15 protein-coding genes and 1 pseudogene are annotated in these 20,458 nt (G+C 70.5%); 7 read left to right on the top strand and 9 right to left on the bottom strand.

Going from position 1 to position 20,458, the window contains the following annotated elements:
• Positions 1–15 precede the first annotated feature (15 nt).
• Both OG452_RS07015 and OG452_RS07010 read left to right on the top strand, forming a co-directional pair.
• Positions 16–3,624 carry a beta-ketoacyl synthase N-terminal-like domain-containing protein gene (locus OG452_RS07015; RefSeq protein WP_327294757.1) on the top strand — a complete coding sequence of 1,203 codons (3,609 nt, stop codon included), beginning with the start codon at positions 16–18 and terminating at the stop codon, positions 3,622–3,624.
• Between the two features lie 107 nt (positions 3,625–3,731).
• Positions 3,732–4,694, top strand: a complete 963-nt coding sequence (locus tag OG452_RS07010; protein ID WP_327294756.1) for a LysR family transcriptional regulator — start codon at positions 3,732–3,734, stop codon at positions 4,692–4,694.
• Positions 4,695–4,764: 70 nt separating this feature from the next.
• On the opposite strand, the pseudogene OG452_RS07005 reads toward OG452_RS07010, so the two are convergent.
• The 3 genes and pseudogenes from OG452_RS07005 to OG452_RS06995 form a co-directional block, all read right to left on the bottom strand.
• Positions 4,765–4,899, bottom strand: a pseudogene (locus OG452_RS07005) (VOC family protein); the annotation flags it as partial.
• A gap of 99 nt (positions 4,900–4,998) precedes the next feature.
• Positions 4,999–5,679 carry a TetR/AcrR family transcriptional regulator gene (locus tag OG452_RS07000; RefSeq protein ID WP_327294755.1) on the bottom strand — a complete coding sequence of 227 codons (681 nt, stop codon included), beginning with the start codon at positions 5,677–5,679 and terminating at the stop codon, positions 4,999–5,001.
• A gap of 410 nt (positions 5,680–6,089) precedes the next feature.
• Positions 6,090–7,529, bottom strand: coding sequence for an MFS transporter (locus OG452_RS06995; RefSeq protein WP_327294754.1), 1,440 nt, complete (start codon positions 7,527–7,529; stop codon positions 6,090–6,092).
• Positions 7,530–7,996: 467 nt separating this feature from the next.
• On the opposite strand from OG452_RS06995, the gene pssA reads away from it, so the two are divergent.
• Positions 7,997–8,761: a CDP-diacylglycerol--serine O-phosphatidyltransferase gene (gene pssA, locus OG452_RS06990; protein ID WP_327294753.1), complete on the top strand. Its 765-nt coding sequence runs from the start codon at positions 7,997–7,999 to the stop codon at positions 8,759–8,761.
• A 59-nt stretch (positions 8,762–8,820) separates the two neighbouring features.
• Here pssA and OG452_RS06985 read toward each other — a convergent pair whose 3' ends face one another.
• Entirely contained in the window at positions 8,821–10,005 is a 1,185-nt protein-coding gene (locus OG452_RS06985) for an amidohydrolase (RefSeq protein WP_327294752.1), read from the bottom strand.
• A complete protein-coding gene (locus tag OG452_RS06980; RefSeq protein ID WP_327294751.1) occupies positions 10,002–11,381 on the bottom strand; it encodes an MFS transporter in 1,380 nt (459 codons plus the stop codon). The genes OG452_RS06985 and OG452_RS06980 overlap by 4 nt, the downstream gene beginning before the upstream one ends.
• A 200-nt stretch (positions 11,382–11,581) precedes the next feature.
• On the opposite strand from OG452_RS06980, the gene OG452_RS06975 reads away from it, so the two are divergent.
• Positions 11,582–12,598: an Lrp/AsnC family transcriptional regulator gene (locus OG452_RS06975; protein ID WP_327294750.1), complete on the top strand. Its 1,017-nt coding sequence runs from the start codon at positions 11,582–11,584 to the stop codon at positions 12,596–12,598.
• A 47-nt stretch (positions 12,599–12,645) separates the two neighbouring features.
• On the opposite strand, the gene OG452_RS06970 is transcribed toward OG452_RS06975, so the two are convergent.
• Entirely contained in the window at positions 12,646–13,857 is a 1,212-nt protein-coding gene (locus OG452_RS06970) for a serine hydrolase domain-containing protein (RefSeq protein WP_327294749.1), read from the bottom strand.
• An 85-nt stretch (positions 13,858–13,942) separates the two neighbouring features.
• Positions 13,943–14,584, bottom strand: coding sequence for a TetR/AcrR family transcriptional regulator (locus OG452_RS06965; RefSeq protein ID WP_327294748.1), 642 nt, complete (start codon positions 14,582–14,584; stop codon positions 13,943–13,945).
• Between the two features lie 130 nt (positions 14,585–14,714).
• On the opposite strand from OG452_RS06965, the gene OG452_RS06960 reads away from it, so the two are divergent.
• From OG452_RS06960 to OG452_RS06950, 3 genes are all read left to right on the top strand, one after another.
• Positions 14,715–16,271: an acyl-CoA synthetase gene (locus OG452_RS06960; RefSeq protein ID WP_327294747.1), complete on the top strand. Its 1,557-nt coding sequence runs from the start codon at positions 14,715–14,717 to the stop codon at positions 16,269–16,271.
• 58 nt (positions 16,272–16,329) lie between these two features.
• A complete protein-coding gene (locus tag OG452_RS06955; protein WP_327294746.1) occupies positions 16,330–17,499 on the top strand; it encodes an acyl-CoA dehydrogenase family protein in 1,170 nt (389 codons plus the stop codon).
• Positions 17,500–17,593: 94 nt separating this feature from the next.
• A complete protein-coding gene (locus tag OG452_RS06950; protein ID WP_327294745.1) occupies positions 17,594–18,988 on the top strand; it encodes an MFS transporter in 1,395 nt (464 codons plus the stop codon).
• Positions 18,989–19,314: 326 nt separating this feature from the next.
• Here the strand turns inward: OG452_RS06950 and OG452_RS06945 are convergent, their stop codons facing one another.
• On the bottom strand, positions 19,315–19,791 hold the full coding sequence (locus OG452_RS06945; RefSeq protein WP_327294744.1) for an RrF2 family transcriptional regulator: 477 nt from the start codon (positions 19,789–19,791) through the stop codon (positions 19,315–19,317).
• A gap of 82 nt (positions 19,792–19,873) precedes the next feature.
• Positions 19,874–20,458: an RNA polymerase sigma factor gene (locus OG452_RS06940; protein ID WP_405563777.1), complete on the bottom strand. Its 585-nt coding sequence runs from the start codon at positions 20,456–20,458 to the stop codon at positions 19,874–19,876.

Genomic DNA, 20,458 nt, shown 5'->3' with positions numbered 1-20,458 from the left:
TCTCACCGACTCGGGGTGCGCGACCGTGCTCACCTCGGCTGCGACCCACGAGCGGCTTGCCGGCTTCGACGGTGCGCGAGTCAGGGCGGACGCCGGGTACCCGCCCCCCCCCCGGCACACGGCGCCCCCGCCGGTCCGCGCCCCACCGGGGAGAACCTCGCGTACGTCATCTATACCTCGGGAACCACCGGCGCCCCGAAGGGCGTCGCCGTCCCGCACCGGGCCGCCGAGCGCGTCGTCCGTCCCGGGGGCTACGCCGACTTCGGACCGCAGGAGACCTTCCTGCAGACCTGCCCGCTCTCGTTCGACGCCCACGTGCTGGAGGTGTGGGGCTCGCTGGCCAACGGCGGCCACCTCGTGCTCCACCCGGACACCCGAGTGTCGGCCGAGTCGGTCATGGAGGCCGTGCGTGCTCACGCCGTCACCGCGTTGTGGCTCACCCCGACCGTGTTCAACCAGGTGGTCGACGGCGGCCTGTTCGAGGGAAGCGGGCTGCGCCAGGTCATCGTGGGCGGCGAAGTGGTGTCGACACCGCATCTGGCCCGGGCGATGCATACGACGGACATCCGGTTCTCCAACGGCTACGGGCCCACTGAGGCGGGCGTGTTCACCTGCTGCCGTGTATTCGAGGCCTCCGACCTGGTGCACTCACCGCCGCCCGTGGGAGCCCCGCTCCCCGGCACCGAGGTCTGGGGCGTGGGCCCCGACGGGAAGGAACTGCCAGACGGGGAACTCGGCGAGCTGTACATCGGCGGCGACGCCCTGGCACACGGTTACCACGACCGCCCCGACCTGACGGAGAAGGCCTTCGTCCCCCATCCCTTCGGTGGTGCGCCGGGCGAACGGGTGTACAAGTCCGGGGATCTCGCACGAGTGCTGCCCGGCGGCTTGATCCAGGTGACCGGGCGCATCGACAGCCAGGTCAAGATCCGGGGAAACCGGGTCGAGCTGACCGAAGTCGAGTCGGCGCTGCTGGAAGCGCCGGAGGTGAAGCAGGTCGCAGTGGTGGACCGGCAGCAGGGCGCCGAGCGGGTACTGGCCGCATACATCGTTCCCGCGGACGGGCCCGCACCCACCGTCGCCGCACTGCGCGGCCGACTCGCCCGGCAGCTGCCCGATTACATGATCCCCTCCGAGCTGTTCCGTCTGGACCGGATCCCTCTGACGGGCAATGGCAAGGCCGACCGTGGCGCGCTGCGCGACAACGTGGACGGCACACGGCTGGAGCTGGGTGTCGACTTCCGCCCCGCGGACACAGACGTGGAGAGCACGCTCAGCGCGATCTGGGCCGACGTGCTGCAGACCCGCGTTGTAGGCGTCGACGACAACTATTTCGATCTGGGCGGCACGTCCGTCTCGATCGCTCGCGCACACCAGCGGATCCAGCGGGAACTCGGCCTCCGGCTCCCCTCGTGTCGATGTTCGAGTACCCCACCGTGCGGCTGCTGGCCGACGCGATCGCCAACTCTGAGGTGTAGAACAGTGAGCACTCCTGCCAACACGGGCCGCCCGGACATAGCGGTCATCGGCATGGCCGCGGTCATGCCCGGGGCCCGCGACATCGACGCGTTCTGGTCCCTCATACGTGAGGGCCGAGAGGCCGTCACCCACGGTTCGCCCCGGGTTGTGGAGGATGGGGATTCCGGCCGCCGTTGGGTGCACGCCCGCGGAGTCATGGACGGGGTCAAGGACTTCGACGCCGAATTCTTCGGCATACCGAAGCGCGAGGCCGAGGTACTCGATCCGCAGCACCGGCACCTCCTGCAGTGCGCGTGGAACGCCATGGAGGACGCGGGCCACGACCCGTACCGGATCGCGGAGGATGTCGCCGTCTACTCCTCCGTCGGCCCCAACACCTACTACGAGGGACGCGCGTTCGGCCCCCGCTCCGCAGCGGAGCGCATGCTCATCCAGCTCTCCAACGGCCCGGACACCCTGCCGACCCGGATCTCCTACAAACTCGGCCTGACCGGCGAGAGCGTCAACGTCCAGTCGGCATGCTCCTCAGCCGCCGTCGCCGTACACCTGGCCTGCGAGGCTCTGCGCGAGGGCCGTGCAGGCATGGCGCTCGTCGGAGCCGCCAGCATCGGCACTGCGGAGACGGTGGGGTACGAACACCAGGAAGGTTTCATCCTGTCCGCGGATGGCAGCACCCGCGCGTACGACAGCAGGGGTTCCGGCTACGTCGAGGGCGTCGGCGTTCTGGTGCTGCGCCGGCTGGTGGACTCCCAGCGCGATGGCGACCAGATCCACGCCGTGATCAAGGGCAGCGCGGTCAACAACGACGGCCGTGCAAAAGCGGGTTTCTCCGCACCGAGCGTCGTGGGTCAGGCGAGGGTGATCCGCACCGCTCTGGAGGCCTCCGGCCTTCCGGCCGAGTCCATCGGCCTGCTCGAGGGCCATGGCACCGGCACGCTCGTGGGCGACCCGATCGAGGTCCGGGGCCTCACCCGCGCCTACCAGGCGTTCACCTCGAAGACCGGGTACGTTGCGCTGGGTTCGGTGAAAGCGAACATCGGCCATTTCTGCTTCGCCTCGGGCATCGCCGGGCTCCTCAAGACGATCCTGTGTCTCAAGCACGGTGAGATCCTGCCCATGGCCGTGTTCGACGAACTCAACCCGCACATCGAGCTCGGCGCGACCCCCTTCTACATCAACCGCGAACTCAAGCCCTGGAAGGCGGAGATCAGGCGGGCCGGTGTGAGTTGTTTCGGCATGGGCGGCACCAACGCCCACTTCGTGCTGGAGCAGGCCCCCGAGCCGCAGCCGGACACCGGCGGGGCCGCCTCCGACGGCCCCTACGCGGTCCTGCTGTCCGGACGGACCGAGGAAGCACTGGAGCAGGTCAGGGAGCGGCTGCGGGAATTCCTCGTCGACCGATCGGAGACCGGCCTGGCCGACCTTGCCTTCACCCTGGCCGCCGGCCGTCGGTCGCTGGCCTGCCGGTGGGCCGCCGTGGTGGCTTCGACCGCAGAGTTGGAGCAGGCCCTCTCCGTGCCCCAGGCCGAACGCGCAGCCGTGCAGGAAGGCACCGCCGCGGCCATCGCGCACGAGTGGGCTGCCGGGGGGAACCCCGACTGGGCGGCCCAGTTCGCGCGCCGGCGGACCTGCCGCGTCTCCCTGCCCACCTACCCCTGGCAGGGCGAACGGTTGTTCACCCGCGCCTCGTGCGTCTACCGCTCGCGCTTCTCCACCGTGATCGGCCTGTGCTCGCAGGCGATCCTCGACCACGGCACCGATGAGCAGCGCGAAGGGCTCCTGCCGAAGATGGCGGCAGGCGAGCACATCACCGCCTTCGCCCTGACCGAGCCCGAGGCGGGCTCGGACGCCGCCTCGCTGACCACGACCGCGCGCAGGGTCGAAGGCGGCTGGGTCATCGACGGCAGCAAGCGCTACATCACCAATGCCCACTGGGCGGACGACCTGGTGGTCTTCGCCAGGCGTCGGCGACCACCCCGTGCCCCGGATGTGGCGCGACGTGCGGGCGCTGCGCATCTACGAGGGCTCATCGCCGGTGCACGAGCGCAACCTGGGGCGGGCGGTGACCCGGCAGGTGGAGAAGGACGGCGCACTTCCCGACACCTACCGCGTCACTCGCGGGCGCACCTCACCGGCATAGGCTGACGGGAGAGCGATCCGTCCCGGCGGGGAGAACGTTTCCGCAGGGGCGGTCACCGGTCGGGCACAGGGCCCCCGGGCGTGCTGCGGGAAAGCGGGAGAGCAGAGGGACCGTGGAACTGCGACAGCTTGAGCACTTCATGGCAGTGGTGGAGCACGGCGGTCTGGCCCGTGCCGCGGAACGGCTCTACCTGTCCCAGGCCACCGTCTCCAGCTCGATCCGTGCCCTGGAACGCTCACTGAAGGTATCCCTGTTCCACCGCACCGGCCGCCGTCTGGTCCCCACTTCCGCGGGCGTGGAGCTGGTACCGCTGGCCCGCCGGGTGCTCGACGACGTGGTCGCCGCTCAGGACGCCATGCGCAGCGCCCGCGAGGTCGGCGGAGGAGTCCTCACTGTGATGTGCACGCCGGACATGTCGGGTGAGGCGGTGGCCTCCTGGGCCGGCGGGTTCACCCACAAGTACCCGGCCGTCCGGCTGGACATCAGCGAGGTCGGATCCCGGCACGAACTCGTCACGGCGGTGGCGGACGGGCAGGCCGAACTAGGCTTCACTCTGGAGTCCGAACTCCGCAGCGACCTCCACTTCGTCGAGCTGGGCGTGCAACGGCTTCTGCTGGTACGGCCGCGGGGGCGCCGGCCGCCGCGCGGCGGCGGCGTTCCACTCTCGGAGATCGGTGATCTGCCGCTGGCCTGCCGGCAGGCCGCCCCCAACGAGGACGACGCGGTGCGCACGGCTCTGGCCGCGCACGGCATCGATGCGGTGGTCGGGGCCAACGTCCCCAGCCGGGCGGCGCAGTTGGCCTTTGTGCTGGGCTCGGGGTTCCAGGCCTTTCTGCCGTTGCGCATGTGCGCGACCGCGTTGGACGCCGGGGCCTGCGTCGTCGAGACCGACCCTCTGATCGAGTCCCCTTTCGGAGTCGTGCACCGTTCCGGGGTGCTCGCCCCGGCCGCGCAGCAGTTCGTGCACGACGTCAGATCCGCCCTGCGGGGCTGGTTCGAGGCGATCGCGGCACACCGCGCCGAGGGGCTGGGCCTGGTGGAGGCGGTGGTGGCCGCACGTGACACCACGACGTGAGCCCAGCCGCCGGCCGCCGCCACTGTCCGGCCCACGACTTCTAGAGCCTGCCGCGGCACTAGGGCACGGCGGCTGCCCAGTACTCCCGCCATGTGGCATGGCCGCCCGGCGGAGGCTCGGGTACGTATCCCAGAGCCTCGCTCCAGAACGCCACCAGCCTCTGTATGTCGGCGCAGTCGATTGTCAGTTGCAGTGTCATCTCCATGACCGGAGCCTGGCAGACAGATCTGACATGGCGCCGAGCCCGGCACTCGAGTGCCTGATGTGTGAGTGCCTGACGTGCGAGTACGAGTACTGACGCGCGTCAGGAGGCCTCCGGGCTCTCCCGGCGCGCGTTCACCATTACCTCGACACCGTCGAGAACACGCTGGAGTCCGAAGGCGAACTCATCGGTGGGGGCGTCGATGACGCCGGCCGTGATGAGCTCGCTCAGGACGGGGAAGTGGTCCGCGTCCACGAGCTTGGCCAGGACCCGCCCGTACTGCGGCATCGCGGCCCCGTCGCCGTCCGGCATCCGCAGGGCTTCCGGGGAGAGCTTCGTACCGGCGTGCACATAGCCGGTCATGAGGAGCACGGCGGAGAACTTCTCGGTGGGGCTGAGTCCGGTCCTGCGTAGCATCTGCAGCCCGCACTCCATCCAGGACAGCTGTCCCGGCTCCAGCGGCGGGCCGGCCGTCGGGATCTGCAGCATCCAGGGGTGGCGGCGGTAGACGGCGAGCAGCTCGGTCGTCCAGCGCTCAAGCCCCGCGCGCCAGTTCTCCACCGGGGCCTCGGGGAAGGGCGGCTTTCCGTAGGCGTGGTCGAGCATGAAGACCAGCAGGTCGTCCTTGGTCGCCACATGGCGGTACAGCGACATGGTCGCGCAGCCCAGCCGTTCGGCGAGCCGGGCCATGGAAAGTTTCGCCAGACCTTCGGAGTCGGCGAACCTGACCGCTTCCGCGACGATCCGCTCCTGGCTCAGCTCGGGCTGGGAGCTCCGGGGCACACGGCGCCTGGACTCCCAGAGCCGTGCCACGCTCGGGGGGAGGGCGCTCCCTCTGTCTACGGTGCTCACCTGATGCTCGCCTTCGAGGGAGAGGAATGGAAGGTTGGAGAGGAATGGAAGGTGTTGGTGCGGGGCAACCACACGGTGGCGGCGCGGCCTTCGCAGGCGTCCCGCCTCCCATGGCTCCAGTCTGCATGGCCATCGTCCTTGGCTGAAATTTACCTGTCCGGGGTGTCCCGTCCGGTCGCGGGCGGGGCACCGCCCGGGCCGTGCTGATCCTTACCGGGCGGAATCCGTGACCCGAGGTGGCACGCTCTCGGCCGCCTCGTCCGGTGCGGAAGCGGCGACCGGCTCCTTGCGCAGCAGGATCGCAACGATCACGGCGGCCACCCCGAGGACGCACACAGCTGTCAGCGCCGCCAGGTCGAGACCGTGGGTGAAGGCTTCACGACCGGCGTGCAGCAGCTTGTCGGCGGTCCCGCCTGGCAGCCGGCCGGCCGCCGCCGTCGTACCGCCGATGCTGCCCCGGGCCCCGTCGAGATCGCTGCTGGACAGGCCGGTGGGGTGTAGTCGGCCATGTGGTGGTGGAACACGGCCAGGCCGATGGTGCCGAAGGTGGCGAAGCCGAGGGCGTTGCCCAGTTCGTTGGCGGTCTCCGACACCGCCGCGGACGATCCCGCGCGCTCGGGCGGTGCGGCGGTCAGGACGATGTCGGCGACCAGGGCCTTCACCATCAGCAGACCGGCCGCGATGAGGGCGACACCCGCCATGACGAACAGCAGATGGGATTTTGTCCGGACGAAGCACAGCAGCCCGCAGCCCACCGCCATGACCACCATGCCGCAGGCAAGGAAGTTGCCCGGGCGAACGCGGCGTGAGTACTTGGCCGTGATCGGTGCGGCCATGGCGACCACCGGGAACGCCGCGAGCGACCACAGGGCCGCCGTGAAGGGGCGCATCCCCAGGACGGACATCATGTACTGGTTCACCAGCAGGTTGATGCCGATGAGCGTGCCGTGGACGATCAGGGTGATGGTCACCGAACCGCTGAACGCCCGGTGGCGGAAGAGTTCCAGGTCGAGCAACGGGCTTGCCACCGTGGACTGGCGCTGTACGAAGTGGAAGCCGAGAACGACTCCGACGGCGATGCTGATCACCGCGATCAGGCTGTAGCCGTTCACGGCGAACTCCTTGACGCCGTACACCACCGTGAGGATCGCAGCGAAGGAGAGCACGGCACCGGTCACGTCCAACTTGCCGCGCGACGGGTCACGGTGCTCGGGGAGCAGGAACGGCGCGAGCACCACCAGCAGGACTATGACCGGGATGTTGATGAGGAAGACCGAGCCCCACCAGAAGTGGTTGAGCAGCAGGCCGCCGATGACGGGGCCGAACGCGGTGCTGCTGGTGAGCACGCCGGTCCAGGCCGCGATGGCGGTCTTGCGCTGGTCGGCGTCGTTGAACATGACGCGGATCATGCCGAGCACGGTGGGTGTCACCGGCGCGGCCGCCACACCGAGCAGGGCCCGGGAGGCGATCAGGGCCTCGGGGGTGGTCGCCATGGCCGCGCAGGCCGAGGCGGCACCGAACAGCAGCGCACCTGTGATCAGGAGCTTGCGCCGGCCGATCTTGTCGCCCACCCACCCCATTGGAATGAGCAACCCGGCAAGTGCGAACGGGTAGACATCCATGATCCACAGCAACTCGGGGGCGCTGGGGCGGAGATCGGCGCTCATGGCCGGCACGGCGAAGTTCAGCACGCCGATGTCCAGCATGATCAACAGCGACCCGAGTGTGAGGACCGCGAGGCCCACCCACTCCTTGGTCCCCGCCTTGGCGTTGATGTTCATCGCTCTCCCCCTTTGGTGTGTACGTCGCACGCATGGCGTACCACGTACACACAGCGTATGAGATACGCCAACGGGCATCAAGTGCACCAGCTGGACGTGGTGCCGTCCAGCGCGTTATGACGGGCCGTCATGAGGTGGAGCTCAAAACGCCGAGCGGCACGGTGACGCGCGCTGGACGGCGCGTACGGTGCGGCCCTGAGGGGCCAATCCCCGCAGCACACGGACCGGTTGACCGAGATCCCGATCTCAGCGGCGCATTGGGCCGACGGCGCTGCCCGGCTGTACGGTCAGGTCTTCGACCGTCCAGGCCACCGGCGCCGCCGCCGGGCTGCGACCATCCGGGCGGTCGGCTCCGTCCCAGCCAGAGAGTCCAAGGAGAGAGAGCGTTGAGCGTTACCGATTCCGAGCTTCCGGGGCCATGGACAACAGAGGAGCCCGCCGAGCCCGCTCGGCACGCTCAGAGCACTGTGTCCCCCACGCGGCTGTCGATCGCCGATGTGCTGACCCTCGGTAACGCGGTCTGCGGCTTCGCCTCGGTGTACTTCATCACGACCAACGTCCTGGTCCCCTACCTCAGTGACGGACCGGGCCAGGGAGTGGCACAGGTACGGCAGGCCGGTGCCACCGCGGTCCTGCTCATGTTGATGGCCTCTCTGTTCGACCTGTGCGACGGGCTGGTCGCACGCCGGTTCCGCAGCTCCGGCATGGGGGCCGAGCTCGACAACCTCTCCGACCTGATCAGTTTCGGTCTCGCGCCCGCCTACTTCGTCGTCGTCTGGGGGCTGGTCAGCGGCACCGGCTACCCGGCCCTCGTCGTCATGGCCGGCCTCGCCGTGCTGCTGGCCGGGCTGCTGCGGCTGGCGCGGTTCTCCTGCACCACGATGCAGGACGGCATGTTCCAGGGCATGCCGATTCCCTTCGCCGCCCTCACCGTGGTCTCGATCGTCCTGCTCCAACTGCCGTTCGTGCCGACCCTGCTCGCCGTCCTGGGCGTCGCCTGGCTGATGGTGAGCCGGGTCGAGTACCCGAAGCCCACCGGCAAGCTGGCGGTGGCCACCATCGTGTGGGGATCGGCCAACATCGGGTGCCTGGTGGCCTGGGCCACCGGTATCGCGGGCGGCGAGTCGCTGATGGTCACCGGCTGCACCCTGCAGGTGCTGGTGGCGGCCGTCCTGCCGGTCTTCGCAGGGATGCGCCGGATCAACGCCGTGCGGCAGCGACGCGCGGCCTGACCCCCCCGAACTACGCTTCTCACCCGGCGGGAACGGGCCGCATCAGGACTGCGTGAGATTCATCGGTGGCCCGGCTGCCGCTCCCGTACCCCGTCCAGCAGCCGGTTCCGGCGGGCCGGCGACGCCGCCAGAGCGGCGCCCGTCAGGGCCAGGGCCGTGGCGCCGTCCAGTACCGCCCGGTCGGCGCCCGGGCTCTTGCCGTACGCGGTGAACTCGGGGGTGTGCTGTCTGGCGCCGCCCGTGTCGTAGCCGATCGTCGGGTGGATCGTGGGGACGCGCCGCGAGACGTTGCCCATGTCGGTCGACGCCATCGACTCGCCGTGCCGCAGCGTCGCCGTGCGGCCCACCTCGCCGAGGGCCTCCACGTACGCCTGCGTCATGTCGGCGTCCTGCCGCATATCGGCGAAGTCCCGTCCGTGCGGCGCCACTTCGAGCTCGGCTCCGGTGGCGAGGGCCCCGGCCTCGAAGCAGGCCCGTACCCGCTGCCACGCCTCGGCGAGCTGTTCCACCGTCAGGGCCCTGACCTCCCAGCGCGCGCGGGTGCGGGCCGGTATGACGTTCACGGCCTGGCCGCCGTCGGTGACGATGCCGTGGACCACCACACCGGGTGGCAACTGCTGGCGGAGCAGCCCGACGGCAGTCTGCGCGACGGTCATCGCGTCGAGGGCGTTGACCCCTTCCCAGGGGGCGAGCGCGGCGTGCGACGGCTTGCCCCGGTATGTGATGTCCCAGGAGCCGATGGCCAGCGAGGAGGCGCCGACGCTGTCCTCGGGGGCGGCGTGGACCATCATCGCCGCGGCCACGTCGTCGAAGACCCCGGCGTCGAGGAGGAGGACCTTCCCGCCGATGTCCTCCTCGGCGGGTGTGCCGATCAGCTTGACCGTCAGGCCGAGTTCATCCGCGACGGCGGCGAGGCCGAGCGCGGCGCCGACGGCCGAGGCGCCGTTGACGTTGTGCCCGCAGGCGTGGCCGATGCCGGGCAGAGCGTCGTACTCGGCGCAGTACCCGATGACGAGGTCGCCGGTCCCGCACGTGGCGACGATGGCCGTGGGGAGGTCCGCGACCCCCCGGGTGACCGTGAAGCCCGCCGTCTCGAGCAGGTCCCCGATCCTGGCGGCGGCGCGGTGCTCCTGGAGAGCGGTCTCGGGTTCGTCGTGCAGTCCGTGGCTGAGGGCCACGAGCTGCTCGCTCCAGGAGCCGACCGCCTCGGCCACGGTCCTGCGTACGTCCGGGGTGTCCGTCATGTGAGTTCTCCGCTCTGTGCCAGGTGCTGTCCGTGCGCCGGGTTCGTCTCTCGCGGGCTGCGGTAGCGCAGCGCCAGTGCCGTGCCGGCGAGGGCGATGACGGCGCACGCGCCCCAGCCCCAGAGGTAGCCGGACTCGGCGATGTGGGTGGAGCCGGCCTTGACGTGGGCCGCGAAGAACGCGCCGATCACGGCGGCGCCGATGGCCGCGCCGAGGGACAGGGCCAGTTCGTTGAGGCCGACGGCCAGGGCCGTCTCCTGTTCCGCGACGGCCTCGGCGGACAGGGTCCGCGTGATCGACTCGAAGAGTCCGGTGGCGAGCCCCACCACCAGGGCGCAGACCACGTACTGGGTGAGGGTGCCGTGGAAGAGGATCATCCCAAGGAAGCCCAGGGCGACGAGGCCCCCGGCCGACGCGAGCACGGCGCGGTCACCGAGCCGCCGGGTGAGGCGCGGGGTCAGCGCGGATCCGGCGAATCCGGCGGTCACCATGGCGAGCGAGATCGTGGCGATGGCCTGCGGCCCCAGGTCCATGCCGTAACCGGTCGCGGACCGCGAAGCGCCCAGGAAGAGGGCGTTGGCGCCGAGGAAGCCGATCGTGCCGAAGGAGGCGCAGAAGGTGAAGCAACTGACCACCGCGAGCCGCGGATTGCTCAGCATCCGTACGCTGACCAGCGGGTTCGCCGAGCGCCGCTCGACCGTCACCCAGATCGCGAGGAGGACGACGGCCGCGACGGCGAGAGCGAGCGTACGGGGTGCTCCCCAGCCCCATGCACTGCCCTGCGCGAGGACCAGGACGAGCGCCACCAGACCCGCGGTGAGCAGCACGGCCGCCCCGTAGTGGAAGCGGCCGCCGCGCGGTGCGTCGCTGGGGGGCAGCACGATGCCCGCCACCACGGCGAGGACGGCGACCGGAACGGCCGTCCACAGCCCGGCCTCTGCGTGCCGCTCGCTGAGCGCGCCCGCCACCAGGCCGCCCACGCCGATCGACAGGAGCAGGACCCCCACGAGGAGGGAGATCCCGCTGCGGTTCCGCTCGGGTGCGCGGGAGCGCAGGATGCCCACGAGCAGCGGGAAGAAGCCGACGACGGCGCCCTGGAGCACGACCCCGACGGCCAGTGTCACGGTGGACGGACGTACGGCGATCAGCAGCGAGCCGCCCGCCACCATCGCGATGGACACCCGCAGGAGCCTGCGGTGCCCGTACAGGTCGCCGAGGCGCGAGAGCAGCGGCGTCATCACCGCGAAGGCCACCTGGGACAGCAGATAGATGTTGTTCTGCCCGACGGTGCTGATGTGCAGACTGAGGCCCACCGCGGGCAGCAGCGGCGTCAGATAGCCCTGGGCGATGCCGCTCAGCAGGATCACGAACGCCATCGTCGTGAGCATGCCGCGTCCGGAACTCAGCGCTCCGGGTCCGTGTCCCGTTCCCGATATACGTGGAAGCACAGCTTCACCTCTGGATGACTGGGGCCGGTGGATCATTGGTGGCCGGAACCGGATGTCGCCGCTACTGTGCGGGCCGAGGCGCGAACGACCTCAAATATTCATGGATTCGTCCATACGGAGGCCTTGTCATGCGAGAAACGGTCACCACGAGCGAACTCGACCTCGCCCTGGTGAACGCCCTCCAGCTGCGGCCCAGAGCCTCCTGGTCGGAACTGGCGCCGCTGCTCGGTGTGACCGCGGGCACGCTGGCCCGGCGCTGGGAGCGGCTCACCGGGGAGGGGCTCGCCTGGGTGTACGCGGCGCCGGGCCGCGAGTTCTCCCGTAACCGCTGCTCGGCCTTCGTCCTGCTGCGCTGCCTTCCCAAGGACCGGTCCCGGCTGATGGCGGAGCTGAGCGCGCTCCCGGAGGCCGTGACGATCGAGCTGACCGGCCACGGCACCGCCGATCTGCTCATCGACGTGCTCGCCCCGGATCTGACGGCGCTCAACCGGTTCCTCAGCGAGAAGCTGGACCCGATGCCGGGCATCACATCGGTGACCTGCCTGTTCACCACGGAGCTCTACGTCGAGGGCAGCCGCTGGCGGCTGCGCTCCCTGGCCCCCGCCCAGCTGACGGCGCTCGGCAGCCCGGCGGCGGTGGGGGAGCACGCCCGTACGCTCGCACTCGACGCCGTCGACCGGGCCCTGCTCGACGAGCTGGTCCGCGACGGCCGGCTCGGCCTGGCCGAACTCGCCGGGCGCACGGACACCAGCCCGGCCACCGTCCGCCGCCGCGTGCGCCGCCTCACGGACTCGTCGGTCCTGACATTCCGCTGCGACATCGCATCCGCGCCGGCCGGGCACCCGGTCCCGGTCTCGCTGCTCGGCCAGGTGCCCGCGTGCGACATCGGCACCGTCCACCGCACCCTGGTCGCCCTGCCGGAATGCCGCCTGGTGGCGGCCGTGACCGGCCCCGCGAACATCTTCGCCACGCTCTGGGTGCACGACCTCGGTGACATCCAGCGCCGTGAGACCGCCCTGTGCGCCCGGCTGCCCACCCTCACGGTGACCGACCGCATCGTCGGCCTGCACACGGTCAAACGCATGGGCCATCTGCTCGACGCGGAGGGGCGCCGGGTGGGAGTGCAGCCGATCGCCCCCTGGTAGCCGGGGCCGCTCGGCGGAACTCGGCTACCAGGGTGGCCGGGCTGCCTTCAGCTGTTGGGGCGCGCGCCGTTGAGGTGGGCGCCCACCAGCAGGAACGCCTCGATCAGGGGGACTTGTGGCACCGCGGGTGACATGACCTGTGAGGCGAAGTGCACGATGACGAGGTCGAGTCCGGGTGAGACGAACAGGCGCTGGCCGTGGATGCCGCTGGCCATGAAGGAGCCGTGCGGGTCGTTCGGGATCCACCACAGGTCGTGGTACGAGAGGGTTGCGGGCGTGGTCGCGGGGGCGGCGGGGAAGCGGACGCGCCGGGTGTACTCCGGGACCGAGGTGGTGATGGCGGCGGCGACGGATTCCGGCACCACCTGCCGGTCGCCGGCCGCGCCGCCGCAGCGGATCATCTCGCCTAGCCTGGCCACGTCCCGCGCCGTCGCACTGAAACCGCCGCAGGCGGCCTCGGCGCCTTCGGAGTCCAGGATGTAGAAGGCGTCCTCCTCCGCCCCGATGCGGGACCAGAGGAGTTCGGACAGCAACGCGGAGGTGGTCGTTCCGGTGATCCGGCGCAGGACTTCGGCGAGCGCCTCCACATTGCCGTTCTCGTAGCGGAACCCGCTGCCGGGGGCGCCGGTCGTCCGTGCGGTGGCGAGGTGTTCGCGGATGGTCGCCGGGCCCGTGTAGCCGTACGGGCGCAGTCGCGGGGCGAGAATGGCGGCGTAACGCTGGGCTTCGAGCCCCTTGTCGTAGGGGCGGCCCGCGTAGCTCATCTGCGTGCCCATGTGGAGCAGGTGGCCGACCTCGGCCTCGCCGAAGGCGGTGCCCGCCAGTTCGGGGACGTACGTGGTGACCCGGGCCGTCCGGTCGAGCAGTCCCTCGTGTGCGAGTACCGCGGCAAGCAAGCCTATGTACGACTTCGCCGCCGAGGCGTTGAAGTGCGGCACGTGGGCCTCGTAGCCGTGCAGGTAGGTCTCGTGGACGACGGTGCCCCGGTGGAGGACGACGAAGGCATCCGTCTCGGCCGCGGCGAACACCTCGGGGAGTGGGATCTCGCGGCCGTCCGGCGTGGTGAGCCGGAGACTGCCGATGCCGGAGTCCCGCTCTGCCACGGGCAGTTCAAGGGGCCGGCCCCGGCCACGCCAGACGCGGCGGCTGGGCACCGTCTCACGGCCTGCGGCATTGTGCCGGCGCACCCACGCCGGATCCGTGAAACCTCGTGCCCAGACGAGGTCCGCCAACGAGGACATCTCCACCGGCTGCGTCATGCGCTCACTCCTATCGGTCTGAAGTACCGATAGTTACCATACAAAGTGTCTGATAAATGTGAAGTAGTCGGCGCGATGAGGACGGTCAGGGTGTGCTGTCGACGGCTCCCGGTGCGTCCGACGGGGCCAGTCCCGAGGCCCACACCCGCCCGTACACGGACAGGTCCCGCAGATGCCCGGTGATCTCGGCGGCGCTGTATCCCGTGTCGTTCTCCACCCACCAGGTCAGCATCCCGATGAGCTCGCCCGTCCATGCCCGCGCGATGACGTCGAAGGGGATGCGCGGGGTGACGCCGAGCTCTCCGGCGCGTTCGCGGAAGAGGCGCTCGACGCGGTTGCAGGTGATCTCGGTGAACTCCCGCAGCGCCCGGCCGTCCCCCTCGCCCCGGAGGATGACCTGGTAGACGGGCTTCTCCTGTTCCGCGTGCTGGAAGATGTACAGAACCGGCAGGCCGGTGAAGCCCTGGGCCTGGGCCTGTTCGATGGCGGGCAGTAGCCGTTCCCGGTCCGCGGCGAGTTCCCGTACGACGTCGACGAGCAGGTCCTCCTTGTCGCGGTAGTGGGCGTAGAAGGTGGCGCGGGCGACGTCGGCGCGCTCGGTGAGCTCCTCCACGGTGATCGAGTGGAATCCGTGGTCCAGGACGAGACCGACGAGAGCCGAGCGCAGTGCGTGGCGGGTGCGGCGGACGCGGCGGTCCTCGGCGGGTTTCGGGGCTGCGGGCTTCATGGCCGGATTATTTCCTCTTCGTGCGAACCGTTGACCTGACACTAACGCTGCATTTACGTTCTCATACACCAAGATTGTTTCCGGACAGAGTGTTCAGGAACGATTGCCCAGGAACTGGTGATGGAGCGCGATGAACCTCGGACGGTATCTACGCAGGACGACCAGCCATCAGCCCGGCGCCGAAGCGGTGGTCTGCGGGGCGGCCCGGCTCACGTACGCGGACCTCGACGAGCAGAGCGACCGGCTGGCCACCGCCCTGCACGGCCTGGGCCTCCGCAAGGGCGACTGTGTGGCGACCCTGGCGGCCAACCGCGCGGAACTCGTCGTCACGGAGATGGCCCTCTACAAGGCGGCGCTGGTGCGCGCCCCGGTCAACGCCCGGCTCGGCGAGCGGGAAGTGGCCCATCTGCTGCGCGAGTCGGGGGCGCGCGTCCTCCTCGCCGACGCCGCCCACCTGGACGCGGCGCGGCACGCGGTGCCCGGCAGCGCGGTGCGGACGGTGATCGGCTACGACGGGCGGAGCGACCTCGGCCCCGGCTACGCCGGCCTCCTCGCCGACACCACCCCCGAGCCTGTCGACACCGACTGCGACGACGGCGACCCCGCCGTCCTTCACTTCACCTCCGGCTCGACGGGCAAGCTCAAGGCCGCGATCCAGACGTACGGCAACCGCGCCGCGGTGATGCGCAAGACGGTGATGGGCCCGGACACCCGTGTCGGCCCCGGTGACCGGCAGATCCTGGCCGGGCCCGTGACCCACGCCTCGGGTATGCCGCTGCTCGGCATCTTCTTCGCGGGCGGGTGCGCGGTGGTGCTGCCGGGCTGGGACGCCGAGGTCTTCCTCGCCACCGTCCAACGGGAGAGCGCGACACACGCGTTCGTCGTCCCGACCATGGTCAACACCGTGCTCGCGCTGCCGGACGCCCGCTCCTACGACGTCTCCACGCTGCGCCAGCTGATCTACGGGGCCGCGCCGATGTCGCCCCAGCGCATCCGCGAGGCCTGGGAGTTGTTCGGCCCGGTGCTCTCCCAGGGGTACGGCTGCGGGGAGACCACATCGGGTGTGCTGTTCCTGTCGACGGAGGACCACCGGCGCGCCATCGAGGGCGAGGACGAGGAACTGCTCCTCTCCTGCGGCCGGCCGCGGGCCGAGGCCGAGGTCGCGGTCGTGGACGAGCACGGGGTTCCGGTGCCGGACGGCGAGATCGGGGAGATAGCCGTACGGGGCCCCGACGTCGTACCCGGGTACTTCAACGAACCGGACCTCACCGCCGCCTCCTTCCGCGACGGCTGGTTCCTCACCGGCGACCTGGCGCGCCGCCGCGCGGACGGCTACGTCTTCATCGTCGACCGCAAGAAGGACATGATCATCTCCGGCGGTTTCAACATCTACGCCGTCGAGGTCGAGTCCGTCCTGCACCAGCATCCGGAGGTGTACGCGGCCGCCGTCGTCGGCGTCCCGGACGACCGGTGGGGCGAGGCGGTCAAGGCCGTCGTCGTGCGGCGCGAAGGCAGCACGCTGACCGAGGCCGGGCTCACCGAGTTCTGCGCCGAACACCTGGCCGGCATGAAGAAGCCCCGCTCGGTCGACTTCGTCGCCGCGCTGCCCCACAACCCCAACGGCAAGGTCGACCGCCGTGCGATCCGCGAGCCCTACTGGGCGGGCGCCGCGCGCCGCGTCCACTGAGGCCTGCCGCCGCCCGCCCCGCGAAGCCCGCCGATCCCCGCTGAAGAGGAGCCACCCCATGCCCTTCACCCTCGAACCCTCCTACGACGACAACCCGCGCCTTCGGACACTGGTCGCCGACCTGCGCCGCTACCTCCACGAGGAGCTCATCCCGTACGAGCGCGAGCGGGGCCTGACCCCGGAGACCAAACTGGACCGGCCGACTCTCGAACACGTCTGGAAACGCAGCCGCGAGCTCGGCTTCTACGGCGTCAGCCTGCCCACCGAGCTGGGCGGCCAGGGGCTGAGCCTGGTCGAACTCTGCGCGCTGAAGGAGGAGTTGACCGCGTCCGGCGCCGTGTTGTCCCACTCGGTCCTCGGCGACATGGGCGGACCGCTGCGCGCCGGCTCCATCGTCAAGTACGCGACCGAGTACCAGCTTGAGCGCTACCTGCTCCCCGTCATCCGGGGCGAACGTGCCTGCTGCTTCTCCATCACCGAGCAGGACGCGGGATCGGACGTACGGCGCATGACCACCACCGCCACACCCGACGGCGATTCCTACGTCCTCACCGGCCGGAAGGTATTCAGCTCGGCCGCCCCCTTCGCCGACTTCGCCGTCGTCGTCGCCCGCATGGCCGGTACGGAGGAGGCGTACAGCGCGTTCCTCGTCGACCTCGACAGCCCCGGCTGCCGGGTCCTGGCCGGCGAAGTCCCCATGTCAGGACAGCAGATGGAAGGAGACCTGGACTTCGACGGCTGCCGTGTTCCCGCCGCGAACCTCCTGGGCGAGATCGGTCAGGGACTGCGCATCGGCATCGGGCGCATCACCCTCAACCGCCTCCTGCACTGTCCATCCCTCATCGGTGCGGCGCGGCGCGCCTGGGACCTGTCCGTGGAGTACTCCAAGAGCCGCATCGCCTTCGGGCAGCCGCTGCTCGCCCTCCAGGCCATCCAGCACAAGCTCGCCGACATGGCCACCGACATCTACGCCGCCCGCTCCGCGGTCATGGCCACGGCAGCCCGCGCCGACCAGGGGGCGAACATCAGCGTCGAGGCCAACATGTGCAAGCTGCTCACCGCCGAGTCCTGTTTCCGCGTCGCCGACCAGGCCGTACAGATCCACGGCAAGACCGGACTCACTCGCGGCCACGAGGTCGAACAGATCTTCCGGACGCTGCGCATGTTCCGCGTCGTCACCGGCACCAGCGAGATCCACAAGAACGCGATCGCCAAGTCGCTGAGCTGAGCGGCAGCCCGCCGGCCGGGCAGATGCGCGCTGGGCACGCAACTGCCCGGCACCCCGGCCTCCCTGCTCTTCATCGAACCCGCAGGAGTCACTCTTGGCACCCCGACCCAGATCACGGCCCCGGCCCCGCCCTCAACCCCGGCCCGCTGCCGAGGAAGACACCGACGGCCGCACAGCGCCACCTCCCGCACCCTCCTACGACCGCCGCCGCGCCTGGCTGGTCACGGCCCTGATCGTGGCCTTCATGGTCGTCAACTTCGCCGACAAGTCGGTCCTGGGCCTGGCCGCCGTCCCGGTGATGGACGAACTGCACATCAGCAACAGCACCTACGGGCTGGTCTCCAGCTCCTTCTTCCTGCTGTTCAGCCTCTCCGGCCTGGTCGTCGGGTTCTTCTCCTCGCGCCTGGCCAGCCGGCTGCTGCTGTTCGCCATGGGGCTGCTGTGGGCGGTGGCCCAGCTCCCGGTCCTCGTCGTGGCCACGGTCCCCACCCTCGTCGCCGGCCGCCTGCTGCTCGGCGCAGCCGAAGGGCCCGCCGCCTCGATGTCCATGCACGCCCTGTACAAGTGGTTCCCGCCCGAGCGGCGCGGGCTGCCCTCGGCGCTGCAGATCGGCGGGGCGGCCCTGGGTACCCTGGTCGCCGCACCGGTGGTCACCTGGCTCATCAGTGCCTTCGGCTGGCGTTCGGCCTTCGCCGCCCTCGGCGTGACCAGCGCGGTCTGGAGCCTGGTGTGGTGGAGGGGCGGACATGACGGTCCGTACGACGACGTTCGCCGGCCGCCTCACGGTCCCGCCGCGCCACGGGCCTCCGACCGGCTGCCCTACCGCAGACTGCTGCTCAGCGGCACGGTGCTGGGGAGCATATCCAGCGCCTTCGGAGCCTCCTGGGCGCTGTCCCTGAGCCAGGCGTGGCTGCCCGCCTACCTCCGGACACAGCTCGGCATGACGCCGGGGAAAGCCGCGACCACCATCAGCGTCGTCGCCGCCTTCAGTCTCGTCCTCCTGCTGACGGTCTCCCCGCTCGTGGACTTGCTCAAATCCCGTGGTGTTTCCAGCCGTTGGTCGTGCGGTGGGCTGCAGGGCGCCGCCGTGTGCGTCGCGGCGGTGGCCATGGCGGGCTTCCCCCTGATCGACGCCCAGGGCCCCCGCGTCCTGCTCATCGGCGTGGCCTTCGCCTGTGCCTCCGTAGCTGTTCCCCTGCACTACATGACCACGGCCGAGGCCGTCCCCACCTCCCAGCGAGGCGCGGTGTTCGGCATCGTCGCCGCCACCGGCACCCTTCCCGGCCTCGTCGTTCCCGCCGTCACCGGCCACCTCATCGACGCGGCGGCGACCCAACAGGCGGGCTATCGCACCGCGTTTCTCCTCACCGCGGGCGTCATGTTCGTCGCCGGAGCGGTGGCCATCGCCGTGATCCGGCCCGAACACGACGCGCGGCGCCTGGGGCCGGCCGTCGCGATGACGGAGCCTCTCGCGGACGGGCCGGCCTGAGCCGTGACGTCAGTCCCCCCACGCTTCACGGGCTGCCGCCCGCCGCTCCCTGCGGCTGCGCTGTCCGGCTGCCGATGGTGAAGGCTCCCCGCCGACGAGGCCCCCGCTGTCCCCGCGTCGACCTGCCGGTGCCCGCAGGGGAGCCGGGCCCCGACGGAACCGTGGAACGCGCGTCGCAGCAGCTGGCCCGCGCCCTGGCCCGCTGGAAGGCGGCGGCGGAGAGGTAGCGCCCCGGGGCGAGCACGGGCGCCGCGCCCTGCCCCGCACGATGTGGTGACTGCCTGCCGGCGGCCTGTCCGGAACGGTGTGCGGGGCGGCGTCCCGGCTCAGTGAACCAGCTGGGTAAGGGTCTCCTGATTGCGCGTGCGCACCGAGTCGGGCAGCCGCGCGACGAGTTCGGCGATGGTGACCGAGCGCAGCGAGGCGCGCCACGCCTCGTCCGCCTCGTTCATCACGGTGTTGACCAGGCACGTGCTCCGGCACTCCTCGGCGGAGGAGGCGCCGGTGCCGCGCTGCCGGATCTCCTGGCAGACGAAAGGCGGCGCGGTGCCCTCGATGGCCTCCACCACATCCAGGACGGAGACCGACTCGGGGGCGCGGGCCAGCCGGTAGCCGCCTTTCGGGCCGGAGTTGGCGCTCAGTACCCCGGCTCTGGTCATCGCCTGGAGGTGCTTGGACAGATACGCCTCGGGCAGGCCGAAGTGGGCGGCCAGCACCCCGCGGCGCATCAGCCCGCCGGGCGGCACCTGGGCGAGCAACGTGGCGCAGTGCAGACCCCACTCCACACCCTGTGAAAGCTTCATCGCGTTCTTCGGTCTCGTCGAGGCTTTTCCGGATCTGTCATGTCCGGCATACCGGACACGACGGGGATGTCTTGCGTAGCCCTCAGGCTTCGGCGCCGCCCGGTCCTTCGCCGGTGTCCCCGCCGATCAGCCAGGGCCTGACCTGCTGGCGGGCGCGGTGCAGCCGGGACTTCACAGTGCCGACGGGCAGGTTCATCCGGTCGGCGATCTCCGCGTAGTCGAGTTCGCAGATGTCGCGGTAGACGAGCGGCGTCACCAGTTGCGGAGCCTCGCGCTCCAGCCGCTCCAGGGCTTCGAGCAGATCGACGCGCGAGCCCGCGATCACGCTGGTGGTACGCGGGTCGGGGTGGGTCGTCTCCGCCGTGGTCAGCGGGGTCTCCGCCGAGCGCCGCTTGAGCTCGCGGTACTTCTGCCGCGAGCAGTTGGCGACCACCGTGTACAGCCAGGTGCTGAACTTGCTGCGGCCCTCGAAGCGGTGGATGTTGCGCGCAACTTGGACGAGCACGTCCTGGGCCGCCTCCTCGGCATCCTCGCGGTACAGGAGGAACCGGGCGCAGCGGCGCAGCACATCGGGACTGATGTCCCGCAGCAGGGCGTCCAGGGCTGCCTGATCGCCGCCGGATGCTCGGACGGCCAGGGCTTCTGTTCCATCGGCGGGCAGGGTCAC

Origin of the sequence: Streptomyces sp. NBC_01197 (genome assembly GCF_036010505.1) — a bacterium.
Taxonomy (GTDB): Bacteria; Actinomycetota; Actinomycetes; order Streptomycetales; family Streptomycetaceae; genus Streptomyces.
This window is presented reverse-complemented; position numbering and strand designations above follow the sequence as displayed.